Below are 26,340 nucleotides of genomic sequence, written 5' to 3' on the forward strand. Positions count from 1 at the left end.
GATAAAAGTAAAGGAGTCTTCGTATGAGTTTACGATTTATACTAGGCGATGGACGCTGCGATCACGAACAAGCGATTTTGGACGCAGCTAACGCTTGGTTGGAAAAGCCACAAACAGAAGTCTTTTTTCTTGTCCCTAACTACAATAAGTTTGAACGAGAAAGAGAGATTCTGCAGGCGCTAAAACAAGGCACTGGAGATTTTGCCTCGATTCGAGCTCAAGTCTATAGTTTTCACCGTCTGGCCTGGTTCTATCTTCAACAAACTGGCTGGTTGTCAAAAACGGCCATCACAGATACCGGTGCAACCATGATCCTTCGCAAAATACTTCTCGATTTGGAAGAGGAGTTGATTCTTTTTCGAGGAGAAATCAATAAACCTGGGTTTATTCAACAACTGTTGTCTCTTTATCAAGAAATGCAGACAAGTAATATCGCAACCGAAGATCTGCATCTCGGTGGAACGATGAATAGGAGCAACGGAGAGGATGCGTTAAAGTTTTCCGAACTCGCATTGATCTTTCAGCGTTTCGAATTAGAAATGGTGACCCGGGAACTGCAAGTGGAACAACCGCTGGCACTACTAACACGTTTTCTGCAGCAAGGGTCTAAACCCAATGAATTAATGAACGATCGGCCTGATCTTTCGGAATCATTATTTATCATCAGTGGTTTTTCAGCATTTTCAACTCAAGAACAGAGTGTATTAAAAGAATTGATGAAACAAGGGCACGTCGTTGTCGATTTGCTTTTAGATCATGGATATCCCCAAGAATTACCTTCACCATTAGATTTGTTCTATGAATCGGGCCGCAGTTACCATCAATTATTTCTTGACGCTAGAACGGAAAATGTCGCCATTTATTTGGATCAAAAGCTTTCACCTTCTGAAGCACAGCAAGTGACACTAGAGAAAGCTGCCGCATACAATGAAGTGGAATCCTTTTGGCGTAAAACCCAGAATCAGCTCCATTATCAGCAGCAGCAACCAGTTTCACCGTATCTAGAAATGTGGAAAGTTGGCAATCCTGAAGAAGAAGTCCGGCAAATGGCTGCGAAAATCCGCGCATTGATCAGCGAGCAAAAAGGAGCAAAACTGCGTTATCGAGACATTCAAGTCTTGACACTGCAACCAGAGATCTACCATCAATATATTCCAACGATTTTTAAAGAATATGAGATTCCGTTTTATATTGACGAAGAGCAACTCATGGCTCAGCATCCGCTCGTTGAATTCTTGAATGCCTTCTTTGCTTGTGCAGATTATGGCTTTCGTTTAAATGACATTTTTCGACTGTTGCGTACGGAACTTTATTTGCCACAAGCATTCCAACAACAAGAAGACTGGCTGGCTGCCCGGGATGCATTTCGACAATTAGTAGACATTACAGAAAACCAAGCACTGGCTCATAACTTCCAAGGAAAAGATTGGACCCGTGAGAGAGACTGGCTCTTAGTGGACTATACATTGACAGGAGAAAACGCATCTGGCATCGCTGAATTGACAGATTATACGAATCAATTGCGCCGCTATTTCCGTCAAGATATTTTTGGCTCCTTGAAAAACATTCAAGAGACAAAGACGAACCGGGAAGCTGCAGGTGCTTTATACCAATTTTTACTTTCAGCAGGTGTTGAACAGCAATTGATTCATTGGCGAGATCAAGCAATCTCACAAGGGAAACTAGAGCAAGCTCGCAACCATGAACAAACATGGCAAGCTTTGATCGATCTTTTAGATGAATTTGTGGCTATTTATGGCGATGATCCTTTCGAACAGTCACTCTTTGAAGAAGTATTGATGACGGGTTTGGAGAATCTGACTTTCGGGAAAATTCCGACAGCAATCGATCAAGTCAATATTAATCGTTTTGATCTAGTACGACCTCGGCAAGCAAAAATCACTTTCGTACCAGGATTGAATGAGACGGTGTTGCCAAGAAGGATCGAAAATAAAACATTGTTGACTAACGAAGAAAGACAACATCTCAATCAATTGTTTGCGGGAGAAAAATATCTACGCGATACGATTATCGAAAGTAGCGCCAAAGAGCCGTTTCTTTTTTATGCGATCTTATTGTCTTCCACGGATAAACTCTATTTGTCTTATGCATGCAATTTTGATACCCAGCAAAATATCAAATTGTCCCCATATCTGGCTCGTCTGCTTGAATGGTTAGATGTTTCTTTACAAGACCGGGGCATCTTATCTTTAACCAGTGATCCAGAAGCCTACGTCGGCACGTATCGGGGATTAATCTATCAGTTGAATAATCTAAGTCAGCAGGCAAGAAAAGAACGACAGAATTTGCCGGCACAGTGGCAACGGTTCAAACAGGCTTTATTGCATTCGCCTGAAAAGCAATTAGCCCTTAGAGTATTTGAAAGCCAGACCCATCAAAACATTCCAGTCCCGTTGTCTCAAGATAAAGCCGTTGCTTTATATGGGCCATCCATCTACAGTTCGATCTCGCAACTGGAGACATTCTACCAGTGTGAATACAAGTATTTTGTCAGTTATGGACTACGCTTGAAAGAGCGGGAAATCTATGGACTTAACTCAGCGATGACTGGTGAATTTTTCCATGATGCACTCGATCGCTTTGTCAAAGTATTGATCAGTGAGAACATCTCATTGACGCAGTTGACCATGGATCAACGGCTCCAATTTGTTGAAAAAGTGTTGCAAGAGATTTTTGGAGAAGTCCGCTATACATTATTGTCCAGTTCGGCCAGAATGAATTTTATTCGTTATCAACTAGGTAAGACGATTCAGCGAGTAGCTTGGGCATTAACGAAGCAAGGACAAAAAATGCACTTCTCACCGCAAAAAACCGAAGTACTGTTTGGACAGATCGCTGGCGCTCAAGGGATCAATGGCATCGAGCTGCCTTTAAGCAGTGGGGGCAAACTGCATGTGCGAGGAAAAATCGATCGGGTAGATGCAGCAAAAACCGAAGAAGAGCAGTGGCTTTCAGTCGTAGATTACAAATCAAGCAGTCGTGAATTTGATTTGACAGAAGCTTACTATGGCTTAGCAATGCAGTTGATCACTTATTTAGACGTTGCGCTGAATGATGCTGTGCAGCTAGTTGGTACAGAAAATGTGCGCCCGGCTGGGGCTTATTATTTACATGTCCATGATCCAGTCTTAGATGGTCAAAAATCCTCTGAAGAGGAACGGTTGAAGCAATTCAAATATGATGGGTTGTTTCTGGATGAACCCTCATTGTTTCCACTTTTGGATCATGAATTGTCAGACAGCAGCAATTCGGCAGTTTTTCCGATTCGCAAAGACAAAAGCGGGACGTACCAAAAGACACCACAAGCCAAAAACAAGTTTTACACTGAAGAAGAGATTCGCTTGTTGAGGCAGCACAACCGCAAAAATATGCAGCAAGGTGCGGAGAAACTTCTCAGTGGCGAAATTGCCTTGAATCCGTCTTATAAGCTGAAAGACAAAAAGCGCGCCTGTGAGTTTTGCCCATTTCGCAGTATTTGCGATTTCGATGTGATGCTGCAAGAAAATAATTATCATCGTCTAGAGAATTTATCGAAAGAAGAGGTTTTACAGCGATTAAAGGAGGAAGAGAATGACTAAGATCCCTCTAAAACCACAAAATGAAACATTTACTGATACTCAGTGGCAAGCGATCTTTGATAAAGGAGACAATCTCCTTGTTTCTGCCTCAGCTGGATCAGGAAAGACCACCGTCCTTGTGCGACGTGTGATCGAGAAATTAAAAGCAGGAAGTCAGATCGACGAATTGCTGATCGTGACCTTTACCGAAGCAGCAGCAAGAGAAATGAAAGAACGGATCCAAGTAGCTCTGCAAACGGCCATTAATCAAGAAAGCCAAGAGCAAAAAAGACAACATTTCGTTCGGCAGTTGCAATTATTACCTACCGCAAATATCTCAACACTACATGCCTTTTGTTTAACGGTCATTCGGCGTTTTTATTATCTGATCGATTTGGATCCTGGATTTCGGATGCTGACAGATGAAACGGAGATTTTGCTGCTGAAAGAGGAAATCTGGACACAATTGCGAGATGCACACTACGAAGCAAATGATGAAGCCTTCTTTCGATTAACCGAAAACTTCGCCAGTGATCGTTCCGATGAGACGGTTGGTGATTTGATTTTGTCACTCTATGATTTTGCCCGCGCCAACCCTGATCCAGAAAAGTGGCTGGACGGTTTAGCGGTAAATTATGAAGCCGCGGACAATTTAGGGGATAATCATCTCTATCAGGCTCAAATCAAACCGACGTTGGTAGAAATTGCCGCAACGGCAGAGCATTTGCTGGCAGCGGCCAAACAATTTGCAGATCAGTCACCATTAATGGAAAAAGCAGCAGCACTCGTTCAAGCAGAGATTTCTCAAGTCCAAGAAATTCAACGAGTTCTGGCAACAGACGATCTATCCGTCTTATATGATCGCTTGACTCATTTGACCTTTGATCGCTACCCAAGCTATCGGAAAGAAGAACAAAAAGAACTTTCACAGGAAATCAAACCGTTGCGGGATGATGCCAAAAAACTATTAGAACAACTCAAAGGATATTTTCCTTATCCACCAGCAGACATGCTGCAAATGCTGCAACTATCTGAACCGATCGTTGCGACTATGGCAGAGATGACCAAAGAGTTTTTGACTGCTTTTCAAGCCCGCAAGCTAGCAAAAGGGTTGTTGGATTTCAATGATTTAGAACATTTCACGTTGAAAATCTTATTGGGTGATGGCACAGGCAGCGATGCTTCTGTTTATTACCGCGATAAATTTGAAGAAGTGCTCGTGGATGAGTATCAGGATATCAATCGACTGCAAGAAGCGATTCTGTATTGGGTTCGGCAAGTTTCAGGAGACCATGGAAACATGTTCATGGTAGGGGATGTCAAACAATCGATCTATTCATTTCGCTTAGCAGACCCCACTTTGTTTATAGAAAAATATTTGGCATTTGAACATCAAAACGGGGGACGAAGAATCGTTTTAGCAGAAAATTTCCGTTCGCGCCGCGAAGTGCTTGATTTTACGAACTTGGTTTTTCAACAATTGATGGACGAACAAGTTGGACAGATCCCTTATGATGACGCAGCGGCTTTAGTTCCGGGATTTCCGAGTTTTCCTGAAAGCGACGCATTCATTCCGGAACTTTTGCTCTATGAAAAAGAAGCTGAAAGTACTACGAATTTGATTGAAGACAAAACGGAAGGAGAACTTCACGTCACCGCAATCAAAATTCAAGAACTGATCCAATCCCAATTTATGATCTATGATAAAAAAAGACGGGAAGAACGTCCAGTCACTTATCAGGATATCGTTTTACTGACTCCTACCCGCAAAAATAATTTGGTCATCTTAGATGTTTTCAAAAAATTCGGGATTCCTCTGGAAGTCAATGATGCCCAGAACTATTTTCAAGCAACAGAGATCCAAACAATGATCGCATTGTTGCAAATCATTGATAATCCTTATCAGGACATTCCATTAGTGGCTGTTCTCCGTTCACCTATGGTAGGGCTAACGGAAGACGAACTAGCAGAGATTCGGCTAGCGGATCGTACCAGTGAGTTTTACAAAGCGGTCTTGACTTATCAAGACAACCAAAAGGGGACTGTTTCCGCTTTAAGCAAACGAGTGGATGATTTTTTAAGCGAATTGAATCGTTGGCGGGAAGCAGCTCGCAGACTGCCGATCCCTGATTTATTATGGGATATTTATGATACAACGGCTTACTTGGATTACGTGGTTGGCTTGCCAGCAGGGCAACAGCGCTATGCCAATTTGATTGCATTGATCCACCGAGCAGAGAAATATGAGAAAAGCAGTTTCCGAGGATTGTATCAATTCATTCGGTTTATTGAAAAAATGCAAGAAAAAGATAAAGATTTGGCAGAACCGTTGGCGACGCCAGCTGAAAATGCTGTGCGGGTCATGACTGTCCATGCTAGTAAAGGGTTGGAGTTTCCCGTTGTTTTCTTATTGGATACAACGAAATTTTTCAATTACCAAGACTTTCAAAAGCGTTATATTTTTGAAGAACAACTTGGCGCAGGTATCCAATATATCGATGCTTCGGAAAATATCAAATATGAAACGATTCCTTTTCAAGCCATCAAACAAGTTCGTTTGAAAAAAGCCCTCTCTGAAGAAATGCGTAAACTATACGTAGCATTGACACGGGCCGAGCAGAAACTGTATTTAGTTGGTTCTTATAAGGATCGGCAGGCAGCCTTTAAAGCTTGGCAAGCGGGGTTGACACAAAGTCAGACAGTCCTTGACCCGGCTTTACGTTTAGTTGCAAGAGGCAGTCTAATGGATTGGGTCGGTTTGACATTGATTCGTCATCCAGAGATGGAGCAGTTTTTTACTGATGCCAGTGAACGAAAAATGACGATCCATCATCCTGCAAGATTCCAGATCCATTGGTGGAATCAGGATCAGATTGATCAGCAATTGCAGGTGCAGCCGCCAACAGAGGCAGTTGTGGCTCCGACACCAAGTACTACAGCCCCAGAAAGATTGCTGAACCGTTTAGACTATCAGTATCCTTACAGCAAAGCGACTCAAACCACCAGCTATCAGTCGGTCTCAGAGTTAAAACGTCTATATAATGATCCGGACGATCAAGATATTACTTTACTGGAATGGCATTCCGCGGATCAAAAATTGGCACCTCAGCGCTTTCGTTATGTTGAGACTGAATTAGCTAAACCGCGTTTTTTACAAGAACAAAAACCGCAAGCTGCTTCGATCGGGAGTGCTACGCATCTAGTTATGCAAATGCTGCCGCTGACTGAAGTACCGACGGAAGCATCCTTAGCAGCTTTTATCGATGAATTGGTTGAACGTCAGCTCTTTACGAAAGATGTTGCCGACAAAATTGATCAAGGGAGCATCGTGTGGTTCTATCAAACAGCCGTGGGGCAAACTTTGATCAAGTATGCAACACAGGTAAAACGGGAGCAGCCATTTTCAATGCTAAAAGAAGCTGCCACTATTTTTGAAGGATTTGATGAACCAGATGCCGAATTATTGATCCACGGGATTATTGATGGCTATGTGGAGTTGCCAGATCGAATCATTTTGTATGATTTTAAGACGGATGCTGTATTTGGCAGTGAAGCACAGATTGAAAAGCGCATGCGGGATCGGTATTATGGACAGCTAAAACTGTATTGCCAAGCGTTAGAACAAGCTTTGCAGAAACCTGTGACTGAGACATATCTGGTTTTACTAGCCGCTAAGAAAATAATCGAATGGTAGGCCCTCGAACGGGATTCCTTACAATTCGTAAGCGATGTGCTATAATGATGCAAAGAGGTGATAGAAAATGATAAAAGTGGAAACAGATTACGCCCTTTGTCCTAAATTTGAAAAAGCTTTTTCGATTCTAGGGAAAAAGTGGAATGGCTTGATCATTGATGTGCTTCTTGAAGATGGCAAACAACGGTTTGTGGATCTTGCCAAAAAAATCCCCCAAGTGAGCGATCGGGTATTGGTGGAGCGCTTGAAAGAATTAGAACGTGAAGAAATCGTCTGCAAAGAAGACAATCTTTACTGTTTAACACCAAGAGGGGTCGCACTTGAAAAAAGTATGATGAGTGTGAAGCGCTGGGCAGAAACTTGGGTCAGAGAAGAAGAATGCAGTTGATTTCTGGCAAATAATTAGGTACACTAAGGTCAATCGAATAGTTAAAAAGCGTTGATGGAAACTAGTAGTTTGGCTGAAACAGGAAAGGGAGACTTGTCATAGACTGAAAGCAAGTTCTGTATTCGAAAAATGAATTTCATTTCTGGAGCTTACTGAACAAGAATCAGTCGGCAGTCCTACTGTCGTTAGTAGAAGTGAGTGCGTGGACTTTGTCCACGAATGAGGATGGTAACACGAGACGTCGTTCCTTTTTTAGGAACGGGGTCTTTTTTTCGTCTTGACTTATCAGCTATTCACAAAGAATAAGGAGGAAAAACATGTCTTTACAAGAGAAACTAGAGTCATTGAAAGAAGTAACGCTTTCAAAGATCAAAGAAAGCCGTTCAATCAATGAATTGAATCAAATTCGTGTGGATGTCCTTGGTAAAAAGGGACCCATCACGGAAGTTTTGCGGGGAATGAAAGAGTTGTCAGCAGAAGAGCGTCCAAAAGTCGGCAGCTATGCCAATGAGATCCGGGATGCGATTACACAAGCGATTGAGGAAGCAAAAACTTCATTAGAAGCAGCCGCACTAGAAAAGGCATTGGCTGAAGAATCGATTGATGTGACGTTGCCTGGCAAGCAGATGCCACAAGGGACCCGTCATGTCTTGACGCAAATCATGGAAGAAATCGAAGATATTTTTGTGGGGATGGGCTATCAAGTGGTTGAAGGATTCGAAGTCGAAAAAGATCACTACAATTTTGAACGAATGAACTTGCCAAAAGACCATCCAGCAAGAGACATGCAAGATACTTTTTATATTTCAGATGAAGTCTTGATTCGGACACACACCTCACCGGTGCAAGCTCGTACCATGGAAAAACATGATTTCAGCAAAGGGCCATTGCGAATGATTTCACCAGGAAAAGTATTCCGGAGAGACACCGACGACGCGACTCACAGTCATCAGTTCCATCAGATCGAAGGACTGGTAATCGATAAGAATGTGACGATGGGTGATCTTAAAGGGACACTAGAAGTCATGATGCAAAAAATGTTCGGGGCTGATCGCAGCATTCGTTTGCGTCCAAGCTACTTCCCATTTACAGAGCCTTCAGTAGAAGTAGATGTCAGCTGTTTCAAATGTGGGGGAGCCGGCTGTAATGTCTGCAAACACACCGGTTGGATCGAGATTTTAGGCGCTGGAATGGTACATCCGAATGTATTGGAAATGTCCGGGATCGATTCCAAAGAATACTCAGGTTTTGCATTTGGTTTAGGACCTGACCGGGTTGCGATGTTGCGCTATGGCGTCAACGACATTCGGAATTTCTATCAAAATGATGTACGTTTCATCAGTCAGTTCAAGGGGGAATAAATATGTTAGTATCTTACAAATGGTTAAATGACTATCTTGACCTTTCTGAGATCTCACCAAACGAGCTGGCAGATAAAATGTCAGTCACAGGGATCGAAGTCGAAGGAATCGAAATGCCAGCAGCGGGATTGAAGAAAATCGTTGTTGGGGAAGTCAAAGAATGTGTGCCACATCCAGATTCAGATCACTTATCGATCTGCCAAGTAGATATCGGTGAATCTGAATTATCACAAATCGTTTGCGGTGCGCCGAATATCAAAAGCGGCATCAAAGTGATTGTGGCACTCCCAGATTCACGGATCGCGGGCAATGTCAAAATCAAGAAAGGCAAGATGCGCGGACAACAATCCAATGGGATGATCTGTTCGCTGCAGGAATTAGGCTATTCTGATAGTGTGATCCCTAAAGAATATGCGGAGGGTATTTATTACTTGCCTACCGATGCCGAAGTGGGGAAGGAAGTCTTTCCCTATCTCGATATGGATGATGCCATCATCGAGTTGTCGATTACTCCAAACCGGGCCGATGCCTTAAGTATGCGGGGGGTCGCTTACGAGGTAGGAGCCATTTATCGACAAACACCAAAATTTGAGACCATTCAACTGAATGAAAGTGCTGTGAAAGCCGCAGACAAGATCAAAGTCAGCGTAGAAAATCAAAAGGATGCGCCAGCCTATCAAATTCGGATCATTGAAAACGTAACGATTGCACCAAGTCCGCAATGGTTGCAAAACCGTTTGATGAATGAAGGCATTCGACCAATCAACAATGTCGTTGATATTACCAACTATATTTTGCTGCTGTTTGGACAACCCCTTCATGCATTCGATTATCAAAAATTGGGTAGCCAAGAAATCGTCGTTCGCCGTGGCAAACCGCAAGAAACGTTGGTCACTTTGGACGGAGAGACACGAACGCTAGATGATAAGAACATTGTGATCACTAATGGAAAAGAACCAGTCGCTTTAGCTGGTGTCATGGGTGGGTTAGATTCAGAAATCACACAAGATACCACAACTGTTGCTTTAGAAGCCGCCTTGTTTGACCCCCTAGCGATTCGTTTGACGTCTAAAAAATTCAATTTGCGCAGTGAGTCATCTTCCCGTTTCGAAAAAGGTATCAATCAGGCTGCGATCGCGGAGGCTTGTGATGCAGCCGCTGCTATGATTGCGGAGCTAGCTGGCGGTACAGTTCTACAAGGTGCTGTCAAAGGCGCTGAAGTGACCCCTAAGGATGTTCAAGTCACGATCACATTAGATCGGATCAATCGCTACTTAGGAACACAAATCACGATTGCCGAAGCCAATGAGATTTTTGACGCCTTAGGTTTTGGCTACCAAGAAAATGAAGGTACCTATCAAGTTGTGGTGCCACCTAGACGTTGGGATATTCAGATCGAAGCTGACATCATTGAAGAAGTCGCCCGTATCTATGGCTATGACCGTCTGCCATCGACACTTCCAAGTGGTGAGACAGTTGCGGGGAGCTTAACCAAAGAACAACGCTTGACTCGCAAAGTACGAACACTCCTAGAAGGAAATGGTGTGAGTGAAGCTATCAGCTATGCATTGACAACCGAAGAAAAAGCCCGTCAATTTTGTTGGTTAGAGAGTCAGGTTACCCGTCTGGATTGGCCAATGACAGAAGAGCGTGGTGTCTTAAGAATGAATCTACTTTCAGGACTGCTGGACGACATTGCCTATAACTTGGCCCGCAAAAATGCCAATGTTGCGTTGTACGAAGTGGGGCGCGTCTTTTACAAAACAAGTGATGACCCTCGGGAGCTACCAACAGAAAATAATCATCTAGGACTAGCCATCACTGGCGCCATCACCGAAAAAGATTGGCAAGAAGATGAACAAAAAGTCGATTTCTATCATATTAAAGGGATCTTGGAAAACTTGTTTGCAAGTCTTTCTCTTACGGATCAGATTACTTATGAAAAGACAACAGCAATCAAAGAACTTCATCCAGGCAGAGCCGCTGCTATCCTCTTACAGGATGAAGTGATCGGTTACCTAGGGCAAGTCCATCCAAGTACAGCAAAAGCTTATGATCTGACTGAGACATATGTTGCTGAATTGGACTTGGATCGTTTGTTAGCAACTGAAAATGCAGCGCTCATTTATCAAGCAGTTTCGAAATTCCCATCAGTTAACCGGGATATTGCACTGTTGGTGGATGAGAAGACGTCGAACCAAACAATCCTGCAAACCATTGAACAAGCAGCAGGCCGTTTCTTGACGGACATTCATCTATTTGATGTGTACCAAGGAAAGAACATCGATAGCAATAAAAAATCAATGGCCTATCGATTGACTTTTGCTAATCCTGAAGCGACATTGACAGATGAAGAAATCAATCAAGCAATGTCGAAGATCACACGTGTGCTAGAAGAATCACTACAAGTAGAAATTCGTTAGTCCCATTGCTGTGATAGGAAACAGTGACATAAAAAAAGAGTGATCTTGAGGAATCAGCAAGATTGTAGCATTTGCAGGGGAAGGTGTTCTCCCTTGCTATGCTACAATTTTTTTTATAATGGATAGAGTAAATATTCTCATGGATAACCACAGCTCGAAGAGTTGCTTTTCCAGTTTTATTTTATGGAAGAAAGGATCGATTGATGGAACAACTGACGGTTTACGATGCACAAAAGCAGCCAACAGCTGCGACGATGTTGCGGGATACGCCAGTCCCTAATGACGGCTACCGAGTTGTGGTGTCTGTTTTATTGTTTAATGACGCCGGAGAATTACTGATTCAAAAACGACAATCCACAAAAAAAGGCTGGCCTAGTTATTGGGATTATCCTGCTGGCGGGACCGTCAAAGCTGGTGAAAGCTGTTATCAAGCGGCAGAAAGGGAACTATTAGAAGAGTTAGGGATGACACTTTCTTCAGAGAAAATCCCTAGTCGTTTAACAGTGAAATTTGAAGAAGGCTGGAATGAACTCTATTTTGTTCAATGGACCGGCGCTAACCCTGAACTTTGTTTGCAGTAAGAAGAAGTTGCTGCAGCAAAGTGGGTCAATGAAAAAGAGTATCGCGCATTGATCAATGGGTATAAATTTATTCCTTACTTATATGCACCGATCGTTTTCACGCTTCAAAGTCATCCTGGGGACTATTTTCCGGTCTAAGTTCTTACTCGTGATGGTAGCTTCTTTTTGATAGAAAGCGATTCTGTCGTGATTGAGAAAAATGTTCTCGAATGGTGTTTGCTCACATGTCAATGGTAGTTGAGCAGTTCGCTTTTTTATTTAGGGATCTTTAAATAAAAGATAGTAATTAAAAACAAACCCACCAAGCATACTGGTGGGTTTGTTGGTTGTTCATATTTATGCAAAGTAGTTGATCCCCATTGCTTCTTTCACTTCTGCCAAGGTTTGTGCTGCGACTTGTTCTGCTTTTTCGCTGCCTTTTTTTAAGAGGTTCATGACTTCAGCCGGGTCCTTAGCAAATTCTTCTCGTCGCTGACGGATCGGAGCAAATTCTTCTTCTAAGACATCGATCAGATAGCGCTTGATTTTTACATCGCCTAGACCGCCTTGACGATAGTGCTCTTTCAATGCGGCAATTTTTTCTAAATCTTTGCCAAAGACATCTAAATAAGTAAAGACCATATTGCCTTCGACTTGGCCAGGATCTGCTACATGGATATGATTTGGATCAGTGTACATGCTCATGACTTTCTTTTGAACGATATCCGCATTGTCTGCCAAATAGATTCCGTTGTTCAATGATTTGCTCATTTTACCATTTCCATCGATACCAGGTAAACGTCCCATTCCTTTAGGCGGAAGAACTGCTTTAGGTTCCACCAATACGTCACTATAGATGGAATTAAAGCTATGAACGATTTCTTGTGTTTGTTCTAGCATTGGTTTTTGATCTTCACCGACAGGAACTAAGTTGGCTTTGAAAGCAGTGATATCTGCTGCTTGTGAGACAGGGTAGATGAAGAATCCAGTTGGGACACCTTCCCCAAATTTCTTTTGTTCGATCTCGGCTTTGACGGTCGGATTGCGGCGAACCCGTGCCACACTGACTAAATTCAAGTAATACATGGTTAGTTCCGATAACTGAGGGATTTGTGATTGAATAAATAAAGTCGAGCGGGTCGGATCGAGACCAATCGCTAAATAGTCAAGTGCCACTTGCAAGATATTTTCTGACACTTTCTGTGGATTTTTGGCATTGTCTGTCAATGCTTGCATATCAGCGATCATGATATAAAGTTGATTGTTAGGGTCGTCTTGCATCTCAACTCGTTTTTTTAATGAGCCGACATAATGCCCTAAATGAAGTTGCCCTGTAGGCCGGTCTCCGGTTAATATTGTGTTCACGTTTCATCCACCTCTAAATTCAATATATAGTTCATCTTACCTTGTTTTTCCAAAAGAAACAACTTGTTCTACTAAGGGTCGAAAAAAAACGATGGACAAAAACCTAACATGAGGTTAAAATAATGAAGGTTTTTCTTTGGGGATGATGTGGAAATTAAAACTACCTTTACAAATAGAAAAATTTTGAGCTATAATATGAATCAAATCTTTTCAATTACTCATTTATTTTTAAATATAGACTTGGAGTGTGAATGAATGGCAATGATAGAATTTAAAGACGTGGAAAAGTACTACGGCAAATTCCATGCATTAAAAAACATAAATATTGAATTTGAAAAAGGTGAAGTCGTTGTTGTGATTGGTCCTTCAGGATCCGGAAAAAGCACGATGCTTCGCACAATCAATGGATTAGAAACGATTTCTTCTGGTCACTTACTGATCAATGGCAAAGATCTTTTCAGTAAAGATGTCAAATTGACAGAGATTAGAAAAAACATCGGAATGGTCTTCCAGCATTTCAATCTTTACCCCAATAAAACCGTGTTAGAAAACATCACTTTGGCTCCCATTAAAGTATTAAAACAAAATGAACAAGAAGCGATTGCCTTAGCCGAAAAACTGTTGAACCGTGTAGGCATGCTGGACAAAAAAGATTCTTATCCATCCATGTTGTCTGGCGGACAACAACAGCGGGTGGCTATTGCCCGAGGATTAGCCATGACACCAGAAATGTTGCTTTTCGATGAGCCAACTTCTGCACTGGATCCAGAAATGATCGGTGATGTTTTAGACGTGATGAAAAAAATCGCCAGTGAAGGTATGTCCATGATCGTGGTGACTCATGAGATGAGTTTTGCCCGTGAAGTAGCCGACCGGATCGTTTTCATGGCAGAAGGCCAAGTATTAGAAGATCGTCGCGACGTCGATGGCTTCTTTGAAAACCCAAGAGACGAACGGGCCAAACAATTCTTAAGCAAGGTAACCAATCATTAGGAGGAAAGTAGCTATGAGCAAAAAAATCAGTACAGTGCTGCTCCTTGTATTCGCGCTCATGACCTTTTCTGCTTGTAAAGGCCAAAGTGCTGCAGAACGTGATGTGTTAGCGAGCAGCAAAGAAAGCAACCAAATCATCTGGGGAGTCAAGAATGATACCCGATTATTTGGATTGATGGATATTGCGACAGCTGAAGTCCGCGGATTTGATATCGATATCGCTAAAGCAATTACTGAGCATATTTTAGGACGTGACGGAAGTGCTATTTTTGTCGAAGTCACATCAAAAACTCGAATTCCGCTATTAAAAAATGGCAATATCGATGCAATCATCGCTACGATGACCATCACGGATGAACGGAAGAAACAAGTAGATTTTTCTGATGTTTATTTCGATGCTGGACAATCTTTATTAGTAGCCAAAGATAGCCCGATTCAGGGAATCGAAGATTTAAATGCCAATACGACGGTTTTAGTCGTCAAAGGATCGACATCAGCGATCAATATCCGCAAGGCAGCGCCGGAAGCAAAAATCTTGGAGTTAGAAAATTATGCCGAAGCCTTTACTGCATTACAGTCAGGACAAGGCGATGCGATGACGACAGATAATGCGATCTTATTGGGGATGGCCAGTGAAAATCCCAACTATCATTTAGTTGGCGGTACATTTACAAATGAACCTTACGGAATAGCTATCGATAAAGGACAAGAGCCTTTCTTGAAAGCCGTCAACCAGGCATTGAAAGAAATGCATGAAGACGGTACGTATGATGAAATTTATCAGAAATGGTTCCCTGATGATGCATCTGGGAAAGTTGATTAAAGGAGGAAATTTGCATGCTTGAATTGTTTCAAACTTACGGCGACCAGTTTTTTTCTGGTTTCAAATATACGATTTTCTCCAGTTTACTGGCTTTATTCTTTAGTTTAGTGATTGGTACATTGATGGCGATATTTCAGCTGTCTACCAATCGATGGGTCAAAGGGATCGCTAAAGCGTATGTCGAGTTTTTCCGAAATATTCCCTTGTTGATCATCGTGATGTTCTTTTATGTCGTGGTGCCGATGTATTGGGTGACTTTTGATGGATTTCAAGCGGGAACGATCGGCTTGACCATCTATACGTCTGCGTTTATTGCAGAAACGATTCGTTCTGGAATCCAGACAGTTCCTAAAGGGCAGATGGAGGCTTCTTTGTCCTCTGGATTCACTTACAGCCAGGCCATGCGCTACATTATTTTACCGCAGGCTTTTAAAATTGTTGTTCCGCCACTAGGAAATCAGTTTATCAACTTGGTCAAAAATTCATCGATTTTAGCAATGGTAGCTGGTCTTGACGTTATGTATCAAGGTGACTTGATTGCCAGTGAAACCTTTAATACTTTCGACACCTATATTATTGTCGGAATCTTTTATTTGATTATCACATTACCATTATCCTATTTAATGGTTTATCTTGAAAGACGTTGGGCTGTACGCTCATAGAAAGGAGACACTAAATGGAATTTTTCGAAGCTTTTTCTGCCATCAATCTTCGGTTTTTGATCGACGGTCTCCGAGTAACGATCGAAGTCTCCGTCTTATCGATCATCTTTAGTTTTTTGATTGGCGGCCTTGCAGGAGTCTTGCGTTTCACTAACATTCCGTTCTTTTCAAAGATTTTAGGTGTAGTGATCGATGTGATTCGAAACCTGCCGTTGCTGCTGATTATTTTCTTCACGTACTTTGCATTGCCGCAGATTGGTATTCGTTTCAATATTTTCTGGTCTGCAGTTGTGGCATTGACGATTTTTGAATCTGCCATGCTCTCAGAGATTTTTCGTGCGGGGCTTAATGCCGTACCAAAAGGGCAAATGGAGGCTGGTTTGTCTACCGGTTTGAGTTATGTCCAAGTGTTGCGAAGCATTGTGATGCCGCAAGCTTTTAAAGCCATGCTGCCTGCGATCGTTAGTCAATTGATCTCATTGATCAAAGATACGTCATTGGCAGTGATTATTTCACTTCCAGAACTGACTCACCATGCTCGAATTATTTATGGACAAAATACCAATTATGTATTGCCAATGTTTCTTGCGATGACTGTGCTGTACTTCATCGTCTGCTATGCCTTATCGCTGCTTTCTCGCTTCTTGGAAGCACGTCAGTATAATTACTGATTTCTTGAGGCTGCATAGAAACAGTGATTACTAGATCCGAATGACCTTTGATGTCATGCAGTTGCTTTCCTTGGACGAGAGTAGCCAGAGCATCGGAGGTTTTCGGATCTTTTTTTGACCGCAATAGGTTCATTGCTTTCTTGGATAAAGCAATACTTGAAAAATCAGTAAAAAAAGTCCAAAATGGAACTTAGACAAATTTCTTTCTTTCATTAAAAAGGATGGACAACTATGACAAATAAACAACCCATTGGCTTTATCGATTCTGGTGTTGGCGGATTGACCGTTGTTAAAGAAGCGATTAAGCAATTGCCCAATGAACATATTATTTATCTTGGTGATACTGCACGCTGTCCCTATGGGCCGCGTCCGGCAGAACAAGTCATCGAGTATACATGGCAGATGACCGAATTTTTATTGCAGCAAAACATCAAAATGTTGGTGATTGCTTGTAATACGGCTACGGCTGTCGCATTAGAAGAAATCAAAGAAAAATTATCGATTCCGGTAATCGGAGTCATACTGCCTGGCTCTCGAGCTGCTGTCAAAGCAACAAAAAACCAACAGATCGGTGTCATTGGAACTGCGGGTACTATTAAGAGCAATGCGTATGAAGAAGCAATCAAGCTTAAATCACCTCGTTCTGTGGTAGTTAGCTTGGCTTGTCCCAAATTCGCGCCTATCGTTGAAAGCAATCAAGCGCAATCATCGGTTGCCAAAAAAATCGTTGCCGAAACACTGCGCCCCCTCAAAAATAAGAAATTAGATACGTTGATTTTGGGTTGTACTCATTATCCTTTGTTGCGGTCTTTGATCCAGAACGAGATGGGGAGCCAGATCCAGCTGATTGATTCCGGTGCAGAAACAGTGGGTGAAGTCAGCATGCTGTTGGACTACTTTGCTATTGCCAATACAAGCCAAATGACCCAAGAACCGGAATATCTTTTTTATACGACAGGTTCAACAAAATTATTTGATGAAATTGCGAACGAATGGTTGAATGTACCGGTCCATTCGCAACATATCACATTAGGAGGAAATTAAATGCGCCATGATGGCAGAAAAGCGGGAAGTATCCGTCCAGTAGAAATCAAAACAAATGTATTCAAACATCCAGAAGGATCCGTCGTGATCTCATTTGGTGATACCACAGTTATTTGTTCCGCAACGATCGAAGACCGAGTGCCGCCTTTTTTACGGGACTCAGGGAAAGGCTGGGTGACGGCAGAATACAGCATGCTGCCGCGAGCAACGAATACCCGTAATCGTCGAGAAAGTGCAAAAGGAAAGCTGTCTGGTCGGACAATGGAGATCCAGCGACTGATCGCCCGTTCGTTACGGGCAGTGGTAGACTTGGAAAAGTTAGGTGAACGTAGCATTGTAGTCGATTGTGATGTCATCCAAGCGGATGGCGGCACTCGAACAGCTAGTATCACCGGTGCTTTTGTGGCTTTGCGATTGGCGATCGATCAATTATTGACCAACCATGAGCTAACGGAAGATCCTATTAAAGAACATCTTGCTGCCATCAGCGTAGGAATTTTACCTGATAACACTTGTGTCACTGATCTAGACTACGAAGAAGATTCTGCGGCTGCTGTAGATATGAATCTCGTAATGACAGAGTCAGGCCGTTTCATTGAGATTCAAGGAACTGGGGAAGAAGCGACATTTGATGGTCAGCAATTGAACGAAATGCTGATTTATGGCAAAACAGCCATTGAAGAGCTGATTGCCTATCAAAAAGAAGCATTGCTGATCCAAGAACAGCCCCAATACGTTATTCCTGAGAAGACGATCGTGATTGCCACTGGTAATCCTGGCAAAGCACGAGAATTCACCGCAGTTTTTGGTGCTGCTGGCTATGACGTTCGGACATTGAAAGATTATCCCGCATTACCTGATGTTGAGGAAACAGGAACGACTTTCGAAGAAAATGCTCGGCTGAAGGCAGAAACGATTGCAAAAATTCTTGGGCGACCTGTTCTAGCGGACGATTCGGGCTTAAAAGTGGATGCATTAGGTGGTAGACCCGGTGTTTACTCGGCACGTTTTGCGGGTGAACAAAAAAGCGATGCTGCAAATAATGCCAAATTGTTGTACGAATTAACTGATATCCCAGATGAACAACGAACAGCACAATTCCATTGTACATTGGTCTTTGCAGCTCCTGACAAAGAAAGTCTCGTAGTCGCTGCCGATTGGCCAGGCAGGATTGGCCGCATTCCTCGGGGAGAGAACGGTTTTGGCTACGATCCATTGTTTATCCCTGTTGGTTCAGATAAAACGGCTGCTGAAATGAGTGGAGAAGAAAAGAATCAAGTGAGTCATCGTGGTCAAGCCATCGCGAAACTACGCAATGTATGGCAAGAGTGGTTGGAAGGAGAACAAGCATGAAATATTTAATCGTTAGCGATAACCATGGCGATCGTCAAATTCTCGTTGATTTGCTAGCAGAATTTTCTGGGAAAGTGGATACCTTTATCCATTGTGGAGATTCGGAACTGCAACCAAGCGATCCCCTTTGGCAAACCTATCAAGTGGTTGGCGGAAATTGTGATTACAGTCTGGAATACGAGGATGCAAAGATTATCAAAACGCCTCTCGACACGATTTATGTGACCCATGGTCATTTGGCAGATGTTCGTTTTGGCGTGACAACACTCGGACTTCAAGCACAACAAGCTGATGCATCAATTGCTGTATTTGGTCACACCCACCAGATTGCCTGTGAGAAGGTGGGGCATCGCCTATTCTTGAATCCGGGCAGTATTTCTCAACCGCGGGGACCTATTCAAATCAAAAGTTTTGCCATCATAGAAAGTACTGAAAAGCAGTGGATCGTTCAATATTATGATCGTACGTTTAATGAAATCGCTGATTTGCATTTTATTTTTGAGCGCTAAGAAAGCGAAATCAAAAGTAAAAAATTCATTATAAATAAGCAGTTTTACGATATCTTTTTGATTTTTCTAGTAAAATAGAAAAGTAGCTGTGAAATGGAGGCATTCAGATTGATTGGTCAAACAGTAGAAAAAATATTATTAGAAAATCAAGAAAGTTTTTTAGTACCTGCAGAAAACGTTGCAACGGTTCTTTACAATCATCCATTAAACCATGCGTTACTCGTTTTATCGAAAGTCGGCTATTCCAAGATTCCAGTCCTAGATAGTGAGGATCATCTTGTTGGATTGATCAGTTTATCGAACGTGGTCGAAAGAATGATGGACCTGACTGGGTTTAGTATGGACAACTTAGAAGGCTTGACGGCCGCAGACGTGATGGAAGTCAATGTGGCTTGTATCAAAGAAGATGGCGAATTAGAAGACATGCTTCATCTTTTAGTGGATCAGGCATTTTTGCCCATCGTCAATGAGGAAAATGTCTTTGTAGGAATCATTACCCGAAAAGAAATCTTAAAATCTGTCAATCACCTAGCACATGAATTAGAGAAACGGTATATGCTGATCTCAAAAGAGGCCAGTCCTACAGACGAATTACAAGTCATCTAATAATGGATAAAAAAGCACCCCGAAAAAATCATCGGGGTGCTTTTAACGTTTAAGCGGTCAATTGACGCCAATGATTGGCGCACTAGGAATGGTGTAGCCTTTAGCAGTCAGTGCATCGATTGAAGCCGCTAAAAACTCTTCTTTTAGTTTCCACTGAGTTCCGTTGGTAACATACATCGTTGTCCGGATCGCAAAATTATTGTTGCCAAGGTCGACAACACCAAAAATTGCTGGTTTCGTTTGGATCTCTTCCTCGTGAGCAGCAGCCACTGTTTGATTGACTTCGTCAATGATCGACCGGATATCGTCTAAGCCCTCTGATGGCAAGATACGCACATCTACAACGACTTGCATATTGGCTCGTGAAGTGTTGCTGATCGTAGTGATATTCCGATTCGGGATATAATGGACAGTCCCATCCACGGATTTTAACTGAACCGTTCGAATACCGACAGCTGTAACTGTTCCTTCTAATGACAAATTCGTCAAACGGATATAATCGCCGACATTGATTTGTTGCTCAGTAATGATAAAAAAACCAGTGATCAGATCATTCATAAAGCCTTGAGCACCTAGTCCCAGTGCCACCCCAGCAATCCCAGCCCCCGCTAAGAGTGAACCAACAGGCACGCCAATCGTTGACAATAACGCATATACAAAGAAGAAACCTAATGTATAGTGGACGATATTGCGGATCAGCGCATGGATCGTGTTGATTCGACTGGCATTATAGGTTCCTTTTTTCTCGTAGGAACGATAAATTCGTTCGATGACATAATTGCTGATTTTCAGCAAAATACCAAATAAAATAATCAAAAAAAGCAGCATCAGAACTTTTTGGATCAAGATACCAACAATAGCCTCCCAATCAATGTTTTGCCACCATTTCTGCAAGGCATTCAATTGTTTTGCGGCAGGCTCCGTCAAGCTGGATCCTGTCGAATCCGTTGTAGCATCTGTCAAAAGTCGTAACATAAAATCCCTCCATCTATCAATAGGTCTATTTTATAGGAGAAGAAACAGAAATGCAAAATTCACTTGTTAAATTTTTGTAAAAAGATGAACAAATAAGGGGATATCATTAGTTAGCAAAGAAACAGCAAAAACTCGTCTCTTGGCATAGACCAGTCAAGAGACGAGCACGAGTACATGTGATCATAGAATTACGATAAGTGAACACCTTTATCGACAAAAATCACTTCTCCGATGATACCGCTAGACAATGGACTAATCAGAAAGGCACATGTGTTGCCGACTTCTTCGATGGTCACACCAACATGATCAGGAGTGCGATCTTCAGATAATTGGATCAGCTTTTGATAATCTTTTACACCTGTCACAGCCAGTGTTTTGATTGCTCCTGCAGAGATGGCGTTGACCCGGATTTTTTGCGGGGATAATTCTGCAGCTAAATAGCGAACGCTTGATTCGAGAGCAGCCTTAGCAATCCCCATCATGTTATAGTTGGGTACAGCACGTTCTGAACCTAAATAGGTTAAGGTAACGATTCCGGCATTTTCTGCCAAGAGGGGTTTGGCATATTTAGTAACAGCGATCAATGAATAGCTGCTGATATCTTGTGCTAGTGCATAGCCATCTCTTGATATATTTAAAATATCACCTGAAAGATCATCTTTGTTGGCGTAAGCGACAGCATGGACGACGCCATGGATTTCGCCTGCATAGTCTTTGATGGTTTCAAAAGCTTTCGCGATACTCTCATCATTTGCAACATCACATTCAACCGTATACTCATTTTCCTCTAGTAGCCGTTCAAGAGGTTTTTTCATGCGTTCGTTTTGATACGTATAGATGACTTCAGCGCCTTGTTCTTTTAGCGCTTGCGCACAGCCCCAAGCGATACTGCGTTTGTTGGCTACGCCCATCACGACAACTTTTTTTCCAGTTAAGAAACTCATAATTCCACTCCTTAATAGTTTGCATAATAATTAATAATGACGATCGATAGTGGGTCCCACTATCATGATTTCTAATTATTATTCATAATTGTTTGATTGTCAAACTATTTTTTTCTTAATAAATATTTAGTTGCGAAAAAATCAGAACTATGATACTTTGATAATCAAACTATAATATTTTTTTAAGCAAGGAAGGGAACCCCATGAAAAAACTATTGACAGAAACAGAAGTCATGGACTTGATTCCAAATCGCTATCCGATCATTTATATCGATTACGTTGATGAGATTGAGTCAGGGAAGAAGATCATTGCCACGAAAAATGTGACGATCAATGAAGATTTTTTCCAAGGACATTTTCCAGGAAATCCAGTGATGCCAGGAGCGTTGATTTTAGAAACATTGGCACAAGCAGGTTCGATCTTGATTTTGAAATCGGATGAATTTCAGGGAAGAACTGCTTATATTGGCGGGATCAACAAAGCAAAATTCCGTCAAAAAGTTGTTCCCGGCGATACCTTGAAACTTGTTTTTGAGATTACAAAAATCAAAGGTTCTGTAGGGACAGCCAATGCTGTGGCAACTGTGGAAGGAAAAAAAGCAGCGGAGTGTGAATTTACCTTTATTGTTGGAGAACAAAAATAAAATAAAGACCAGTGCCTTTAAGGGAAATTTTCAAAGGCATTGGTCTTTTTTGCTTACTTAGCTTCTTGTAAAATCTTGATGGATTTGATTTTGACAGGATCTTTTGGCGTAGAGTCTTCTCCGTTGCTATTCGCCTCACCGGTCGTTTCGGCTTTGGCAATTTTGTCTACGACATCCATTCCTTCAATGACCTGACCAAAGACTGTGTACTTACCATCTAGTGTCGGAGCACCACCATCTTTGTAGGCGTCAATGATTTTTTGAGGATAAAATTGGATTGCTCGTCCATCAGAGACATCATCATGGTTTTGAACAATAAAGAATTGACTTCCTTGGCTGTTGGGAGCGCTGGATTTTGCCATCGATAACGCGCCGCGGATATGGTAAAGCTGTTTGGATATTTCCTCGCCAAACCCTTTGCCCCAAATGCTTTCTCCACCAGTTCCGTCACCGTTAGGGTCGCCGCCTTGGATCATAAAGTCTTCGACGATTCGATGGAAAGTCAAGCCATCGTAGTAGCCATTTTTGGCATGAGTCATAAAGTTTTCGACAGCTTTTGGTGCAATTTCTGGGAATAATTTGATTTTGATCGTGCCTTCTGTGGTCTCAAGTGCAACAAGATCTTCATTTTCATTTACTTCAGTGGACAACTGCGGCAGTTCCAGAGAATTTAAGTCTACAGATTCTGATGTGGTTGTTTTATCCGAAGAACTAGAAGTAGTTGTTGTATCATTGCAGGCAGTTAATAGAAAGAGGCTAGTTGCTGCCGCCAACGTTAGTATCATTTTTTTCATTTGAGTAAGATCCTTTCATTACTAGACTGTCTTTATCATATCAAAATTTAGCTGGAGTGAAAAGCAGGTATCTATTAAAACCAATAGGAAAGGTGTAGACCACTTATCGGTTGTTTGCTATAATGAAAGAGGATTCATGAACAAAAAACGGATAGAATTTTTAGGAGGTTTGACGGATGGGAAAATTAGGTATTTCAGTTTATCCAGAACGATCAACGTTTGAGAAAGACAAGGCTTATCTTGATTTAGCACACAAATACGGCTTTAAGCGTGTGTTTACAAGTTTGCTGCAAATCGAAGATGATAAAGAAAAAGTATTGGCAGATTTCAAGCAGGTAGTGGATTATGCCAATCAATTAGGAATGGAAGTCATGGTGGACATCAATCCTGGTCTCTTTGATCAATTAGAGATCTCATATGATGATCTTTCATTCTTTGATGAAATGGGTGCTTATGGTGTCCGTTTGGATATCGGTTTTACCGGTGCCGAAGAAGCGCGTATGACGCGTAATCCTTATGGCATCAAAATTGAGATCAATATGAGCAGTGGGACAAACTACGTAGACAATATCATGAGTTATTCGCCAAATACGAATAATTTATTAGGCTCCCACAATTTTTACCCTCATCGATATTCAGGTTTGGGTTATGACCATTTTGTGTATTGCTCACAAAAATTCCGTCGTTACAACTTGAACACAATGGCTTTTGTGAATTCTCACGAGGCAACATTTGGTCCTTGGCCAACACAAGATGGGCTTTGTTCGTTGGAAGATCATCGTGATCTGCCAATCGCTACTCAAGTTAAACATTTGGTTTTGACAGGATTAATCGATGATATTTCAGTGGGAAATGCCTATGCATCAGAAAAAGAGTTAGCTGCAATGGCAGAAGCCTTCAATGCGGACTATCCTACCTTAAAAGTAGATGTTGCTGAAGGAATCACGGAAGATGAACGCATCTGTTTGTTTGATAATCTTCATGGTTATCGCGGGGATCGCTCAGAATATATTTTGCGGTCGACGATGACTCGAATTTACTACAAAGATAAGCCATTCCCAGCACATGATACCCATGATATGACTCGCGGTGATATTTTGATCGATAACGTCGGTTATGGGCAATACAAAGGTGAAACTCAGATCGCATTGAAAGAAATGAAGAATGATGGCCGTGTCAATGTCGTAGGAAAAATTGCTGCAGATGAACTGTTTCTACTGGATTTCTTGAAACCATGGTCAAGCTTTAAACTAAAAGACAGCAAAGACGAATAAGACGCTTTGTTTTTCTAAAGAACTGCTCTTTTTGAGCGGTTCTTTTTGTTTAATAGCTTTCGTCCGTGCAGTGTGGGGAAAAAAGGCGCGTTTCTACATGTGGATGAGATTGATGGTAAGAAGGTGAGGACTGTTGAAAGGAGCCGCCTGCTAGCAAAAATTTCTTTACTCTTTACTTCTCTGCTCTTTACATAGCAGCACTTGGTAGCGCTTGTTGAAGTGTTAGTTTGACTGTTTTTCGTTTTGGTCCTATTGACAAATCAAAAGTAAAAGGGGTATTTTGTACTAGAATGTTTTTTAGGAGGGAGCAACCAGAACGGTGTTTTTTATTATTGAAACGTTATTGTTATTTATCGTTACCATTCGTCTGGCTGGTTTTTTGTCGATTTTCTTACTGATTGCTATTTTCCAGCAAAAGCGGAAACGACAACACATGACCAGTGAAGAATGGGAGACATATTTTACCAAATTAGGGACTGATGGCTTTCTTTGGCGCTTATATGGCTGTTTTTTTGCCGTTTTAGGGGTCTTTGCGGTCATCAATACATTTTATTTTTGGCATCAGATGTGGGTGTATGGGATCACGTTGATGTTGGCGGGCGGATTTCATCTTTATTTCAAATATCGCCTAAATAAAGAGCAGATTCAAGCGCGTTTCTTGAAATAATCAACCAATAATTATATTATGTAAACTAGTTGTCGAGGAGGAACAAAATGAAACTACGCTGGAAGATCGCCATTTTAGTGGGAGTGCTTTTGATAGCAGGCTTGGGCTATGCCGGAAATTATTTTTATAATTACGCAGTTGTCCCATCAGAAAAAGATTTTTTAAAAGGTGATACCTCTGGAACGGACAAAAGCAATGCGAATCCTGAAGCGGAGGAGTGGTTTACCGCTCCGGAAAATCGTCAAATGTGGCAACTTGAATCCTCAGATGGATTGATGTTGTCCGGAATTTACTTGCCTGCCCAAAAATCACAGCACAAAACAGTGATTGTCGCCCATGGTTATATGGGAAACGCAGAGACGATGGGAGTTTATGCGAAGATGTTCCATGATCTAGGATATAACGTATTGGTTCCTGATGCCCGCGGTCATGGAGAAAGCCAAGGCGATTATATAGGATTTGGATGGCCAGAACGGAAAGATTATGTCCAATGGATCGATCAAATCTTAAAAGAAAGCGGCAAGGAAGAATCCATTGTTTTATACGGTGTAAGTATGGGAGCTGCTACCGTGATGATGACCAGTGGCGAAAAGTTGCCTGCCAACGTAACAGCGATCATTGAGGACTGCGGTTATGCTTCTGTAAATGAGGAATTGAGCTATCAGTTGGATCAATTATTTGGTTTGCCAGCATTTCCTTTGATCAATGTCACTAGTCTGGTTACCAAGCTAAGAGCTGGTTACTTCTTTGGCGAAGCAGATGCCGTGAAACAGCTGCACAAGAACACTCGTCCAATGTTCTTCATCCATGGTGATTCGGATACTTTCGTTCCTTATTCAATGTTGGCAGAAGTTTATGCTGCTACAGATGCGCCAAAAGAAAAATGGGTAGTCAAAGGGGCGGAACATGCCCAAAGCTACACGAAAGATCCAAAACGTTACCAGGAAAAAATTGCGGCATTCCTTGAAAAGTATGATCACTTGCCAGAATAGCAAAAAAAGAGCGAAGATCT

22 protein-coding genes are annotated in these 26,340 nt (G+C 41.9%); 18 read left to right on the top strand and 4 right to left on the bottom strand.

Annotation, left to right across the window (positions count from 1 at the left end):
• Window positions 1–23 precede the first annotated feature (23 nt).
• From FE005_RS12065 to FE005_RS12090, 6 genes are all read left to right on the top strand, one after another.
• Window positions 24–3,599, top strand: a complete 3,576-nt coding sequence (locus FE005_RS12065) for a PD-(D/E)XK nuclease family protein (protein WP_138371847.1) — start codon at window positions 24–26, stop codon at window positions 3,597–3,599.
• Window positions 3,592–7,272: a helicase-exonuclease AddAB subunit AddA gene (gene addA / locus FE005_RS12070; protein ID WP_138371848.1), complete on the top strand. Its 3,681-nt coding sequence runs from the start codon at window positions 3,592–3,594 to the stop codon at window positions 7,270–7,272. Before FE005_RS12065 ends, addA begins: the two co-directional genes overlap by 8 nt.
• Before the next feature lie 67 nt (window positions 7,273–7,339).
• Window positions 7,340–7,660, top strand: a complete 321-nt coding sequence (locus FE005_RS12075) for a helix-turn-helix domain-containing protein (RefSeq protein ID WP_003126685.1) — start codon at window positions 7,340–7,342, stop codon at window positions 7,658–7,660.
• Between the two features lie 317 nt (window positions 7,661–7,977).
• Complete coding sequence (gene pheS / locus FE005_RS12080) at window positions 7,978–9,021, top strand: phenylalanine--tRNA ligase subunit alpha (RefSeq protein ID WP_138371849.1); 1,044 nt, start codon at window positions 7,978–7,980, stop codon at window positions 9,019–9,021.
• A 2-nt stretch (window positions 9,022–9,023) separates the two neighbouring features.
• Complete coding sequence (gene pheT, locus FE005_RS12085; RefSeq protein ID WP_138371850.1) at window positions 9,024–11,444, top strand: phenylalanine--tRNA ligase subunit beta; 2,421 nt, start codon at window positions 9,024–9,026, stop codon at window positions 11,442–11,444.
• Window positions 11,445–11,647: 203 nt separating this feature from the next.
• The gene (locus tag FE005_RS12090; protein WP_138371851.1) at window positions 11,648–12,025 is read left to right on the top strand and encodes an NUDIX domain-containing protein; all 378 of its coding nucleotides are present in this window, start codon (window positions 11,648–11,650) and stop codon (window positions 12,023–12,025) included.
• A gap of 336 nt (window positions 12,026–12,361) precedes the next feature.
• Here FE005_RS12090 and trpS read toward each other — a convergent pair whose 3' ends face one another.
• Window positions 12,362–13,369, bottom strand: a complete 1,008-nt coding sequence (gene trpS, locus FE005_RS12095; RefSeq protein ID WP_005473228.1) for a tryptophan--tRNA ligase — start codon at window positions 13,367–13,369, stop codon at window positions 12,362–12,364.
• A 255-nt stretch (window positions 13,370–13,624) separates the two neighbouring features.
• Here trpS and FE005_RS12100 point away from each other — a divergent pair, with 255 nt between their 5' ends.
• From FE005_RS12100 to cbpB, 8 genes are all read left to right on the top strand, one after another.
• Complete coding sequence (locus tag FE005_RS12100; protein ID WP_003126679.1) at window positions 13,625–14,362, top strand: amino acid ABC transporter ATP-binding protein; 738 nt, start codon at window positions 13,625–13,627, stop codon at window positions 14,360–14,362.
• A 13-nt stretch (window positions 14,363–14,375) separates the two neighbouring features.
• Entirely contained in the window at window positions 14,376–15,185 is an 810-nt protein-coding gene (locus FE005_RS12105; RefSeq protein WP_003126678.1) for a transporter substrate-binding domain-containing protein, read from the top strand.
• Between the two features lie 14 nt (window positions 15,186–15,199).
• Window positions 15,200–15,847, top strand: a complete 648-nt coding sequence (locus FE005_RS12110; protein ID WP_138371852.1) for an amino acid ABC transporter permease — start codon at window positions 15,200–15,202, stop codon at window positions 15,845–15,847.
• Window positions 15,848–15,861: 14 nt separating this feature from the next.
• Complete coding sequence (locus FE005_RS12115) at window positions 15,862–16,518, top strand: amino acid ABC transporter permease (protein WP_003126675.1); 657 nt, start codon at window positions 15,862–15,864, stop codon at window positions 16,516–16,518.
• A gap of 231 nt (window positions 16,519–16,749) precedes the next feature.
• On the top strand, window positions 16,750–17,562 hold the full coding sequence (racE, locus tag FE005_RS12120; RefSeq protein WP_060814329.1) for a glutamate racemase: 813 nt from the start codon (window positions 16,750–16,752) through the stop codon (window positions 17,560–17,562).
• Complete coding sequence (gene rph, locus FE005_RS12125) at window positions 17,563–18,915, top strand: ribonuclease PH (protein WP_003126673.1); 1,353 nt, start codon at window positions 17,563–17,565, stop codon at window positions 18,913–18,915.
• Window positions 18,912–19,424: a metallophosphoesterase gene (locus FE005_RS12130; RefSeq protein ID WP_138371853.1), complete on the top strand. Its 513-nt coding sequence runs from the start codon at window positions 18,912–18,914 to the stop codon at window positions 19,422–19,424. The genes rph and FE005_RS12130 overlap by 4 nt, the downstream gene beginning before the upstream one ends.
• Before the next feature lie 108 nt (window positions 19,425–19,532).
• Window positions 19,533–20,030, top strand: a complete 498-nt coding sequence (cbpB, locus tag FE005_RS12135; protein WP_005473224.1) for a cyclic-di-AMP-binding protein CbpB — start codon at window positions 19,533–19,535, stop codon at window positions 20,028–20,030.
• Between the two features lie 57 nt (window positions 20,031–20,087).
• Here the strand turns inward: cbpB and FE005_RS12140 are convergent, their stop codons facing one another.
• Both FE005_RS12140 and fabI read right to left on the bottom strand, forming a co-directional pair.
• On the bottom strand, window positions 20,088–21,005 hold the full coding sequence (locus FE005_RS12140; protein WP_003126669.1) for a mechanosensitive ion channel family protein: 918 nt from the start codon (window positions 21,003–21,005) through the stop codon (window positions 20,088–20,090).
• A gap of 188 nt (window positions 21,006–21,193) precedes the next feature.
• Complete coding sequence (gene fabI, locus FE005_RS12145) at window positions 21,194–21,949, bottom strand: enoyl-ACP reductase FabI (RefSeq protein ID WP_003126668.1); 756 nt, start codon at window positions 21,947–21,949, stop codon at window positions 21,194–21,196.
• 203 nt (window positions 21,950–22,152) lie between these two features.
• Here fabI and fabZ point away from each other — a divergent pair, with 203 nt between their 5' ends.
• Complete coding sequence (gene fabZ, locus FE005_RS12150; protein WP_003126667.1) at window positions 22,153–22,593, top strand: 3-hydroxyacyl-ACP dehydratase FabZ; 441 nt, start codon at window positions 22,153–22,155, stop codon at window positions 22,591–22,593.
• 53 nt (window positions 22,594–22,646) lie between these two features.
• On the opposite strand, the gene FE005_RS12155 is transcribed toward fabZ, so the two are convergent.
• A complete protein-coding gene (locus FE005_RS12155; RefSeq protein ID WP_138371854.1) occupies window positions 22,647–23,387 on the bottom strand; it encodes a peptidylprolyl isomerase in 741 nt (246 codons plus the stop codon).
• Between the two features lie 176 nt (window positions 23,388–23,563).
• On the opposite strand from FE005_RS12155, the gene FE005_RS12160 reads away from it, so the two are divergent.
• The 3 genes from FE005_RS12160 to FE005_RS12170 all read left to right on the top strand — a co-directional run bounded on the left by FE005_RS12160 (window position 23,564) and on the right by FE005_RS12170 (window position 26,320).
• Window positions 23,564–24,661 carry a DUF871 domain-containing protein gene (locus FE005_RS12160; protein ID WP_138371855.1) on the top strand — a complete coding sequence of 366 codons (1,098 nt, stop codon included), beginning with the start codon at window positions 23,564–23,566 and terminating at the stop codon, window positions 24,659–24,661.
• A gap of 319 nt (window positions 24,662–24,980) precedes the next feature.
• Window positions 24,981–25,328, top strand: a complete 348-nt coding sequence (locus FE005_RS12165; protein WP_060814327.1) for a hypothetical protein — start codon at window positions 24,981–24,983, stop codon at window positions 25,326–25,328.
• A 47-nt stretch (window positions 25,329–25,375) separates the two neighbouring features.
• On the top strand, window positions 25,376–26,320 hold the full coding sequence (locus tag FE005_RS12170; RefSeq protein WP_138371856.1) for an alpha/beta hydrolase: 945 nt from the start codon (window positions 25,376–25,378) through the stop codon (window positions 26,318–26,320).
• The last annotated feature ends 20 nt before the right edge of the window (window positions 26,321–26,340 follow it).

Origin of the sequence: Enterococcus sp. M190262 (assembly GCF_005843965.1) — a bacterium.
Lineage (GTDB): Bacteria > Bacillota > Bacilli > Lactobacillales > Enterococcaceae > Enterococcus_D > Enterococcus_D gallinarum.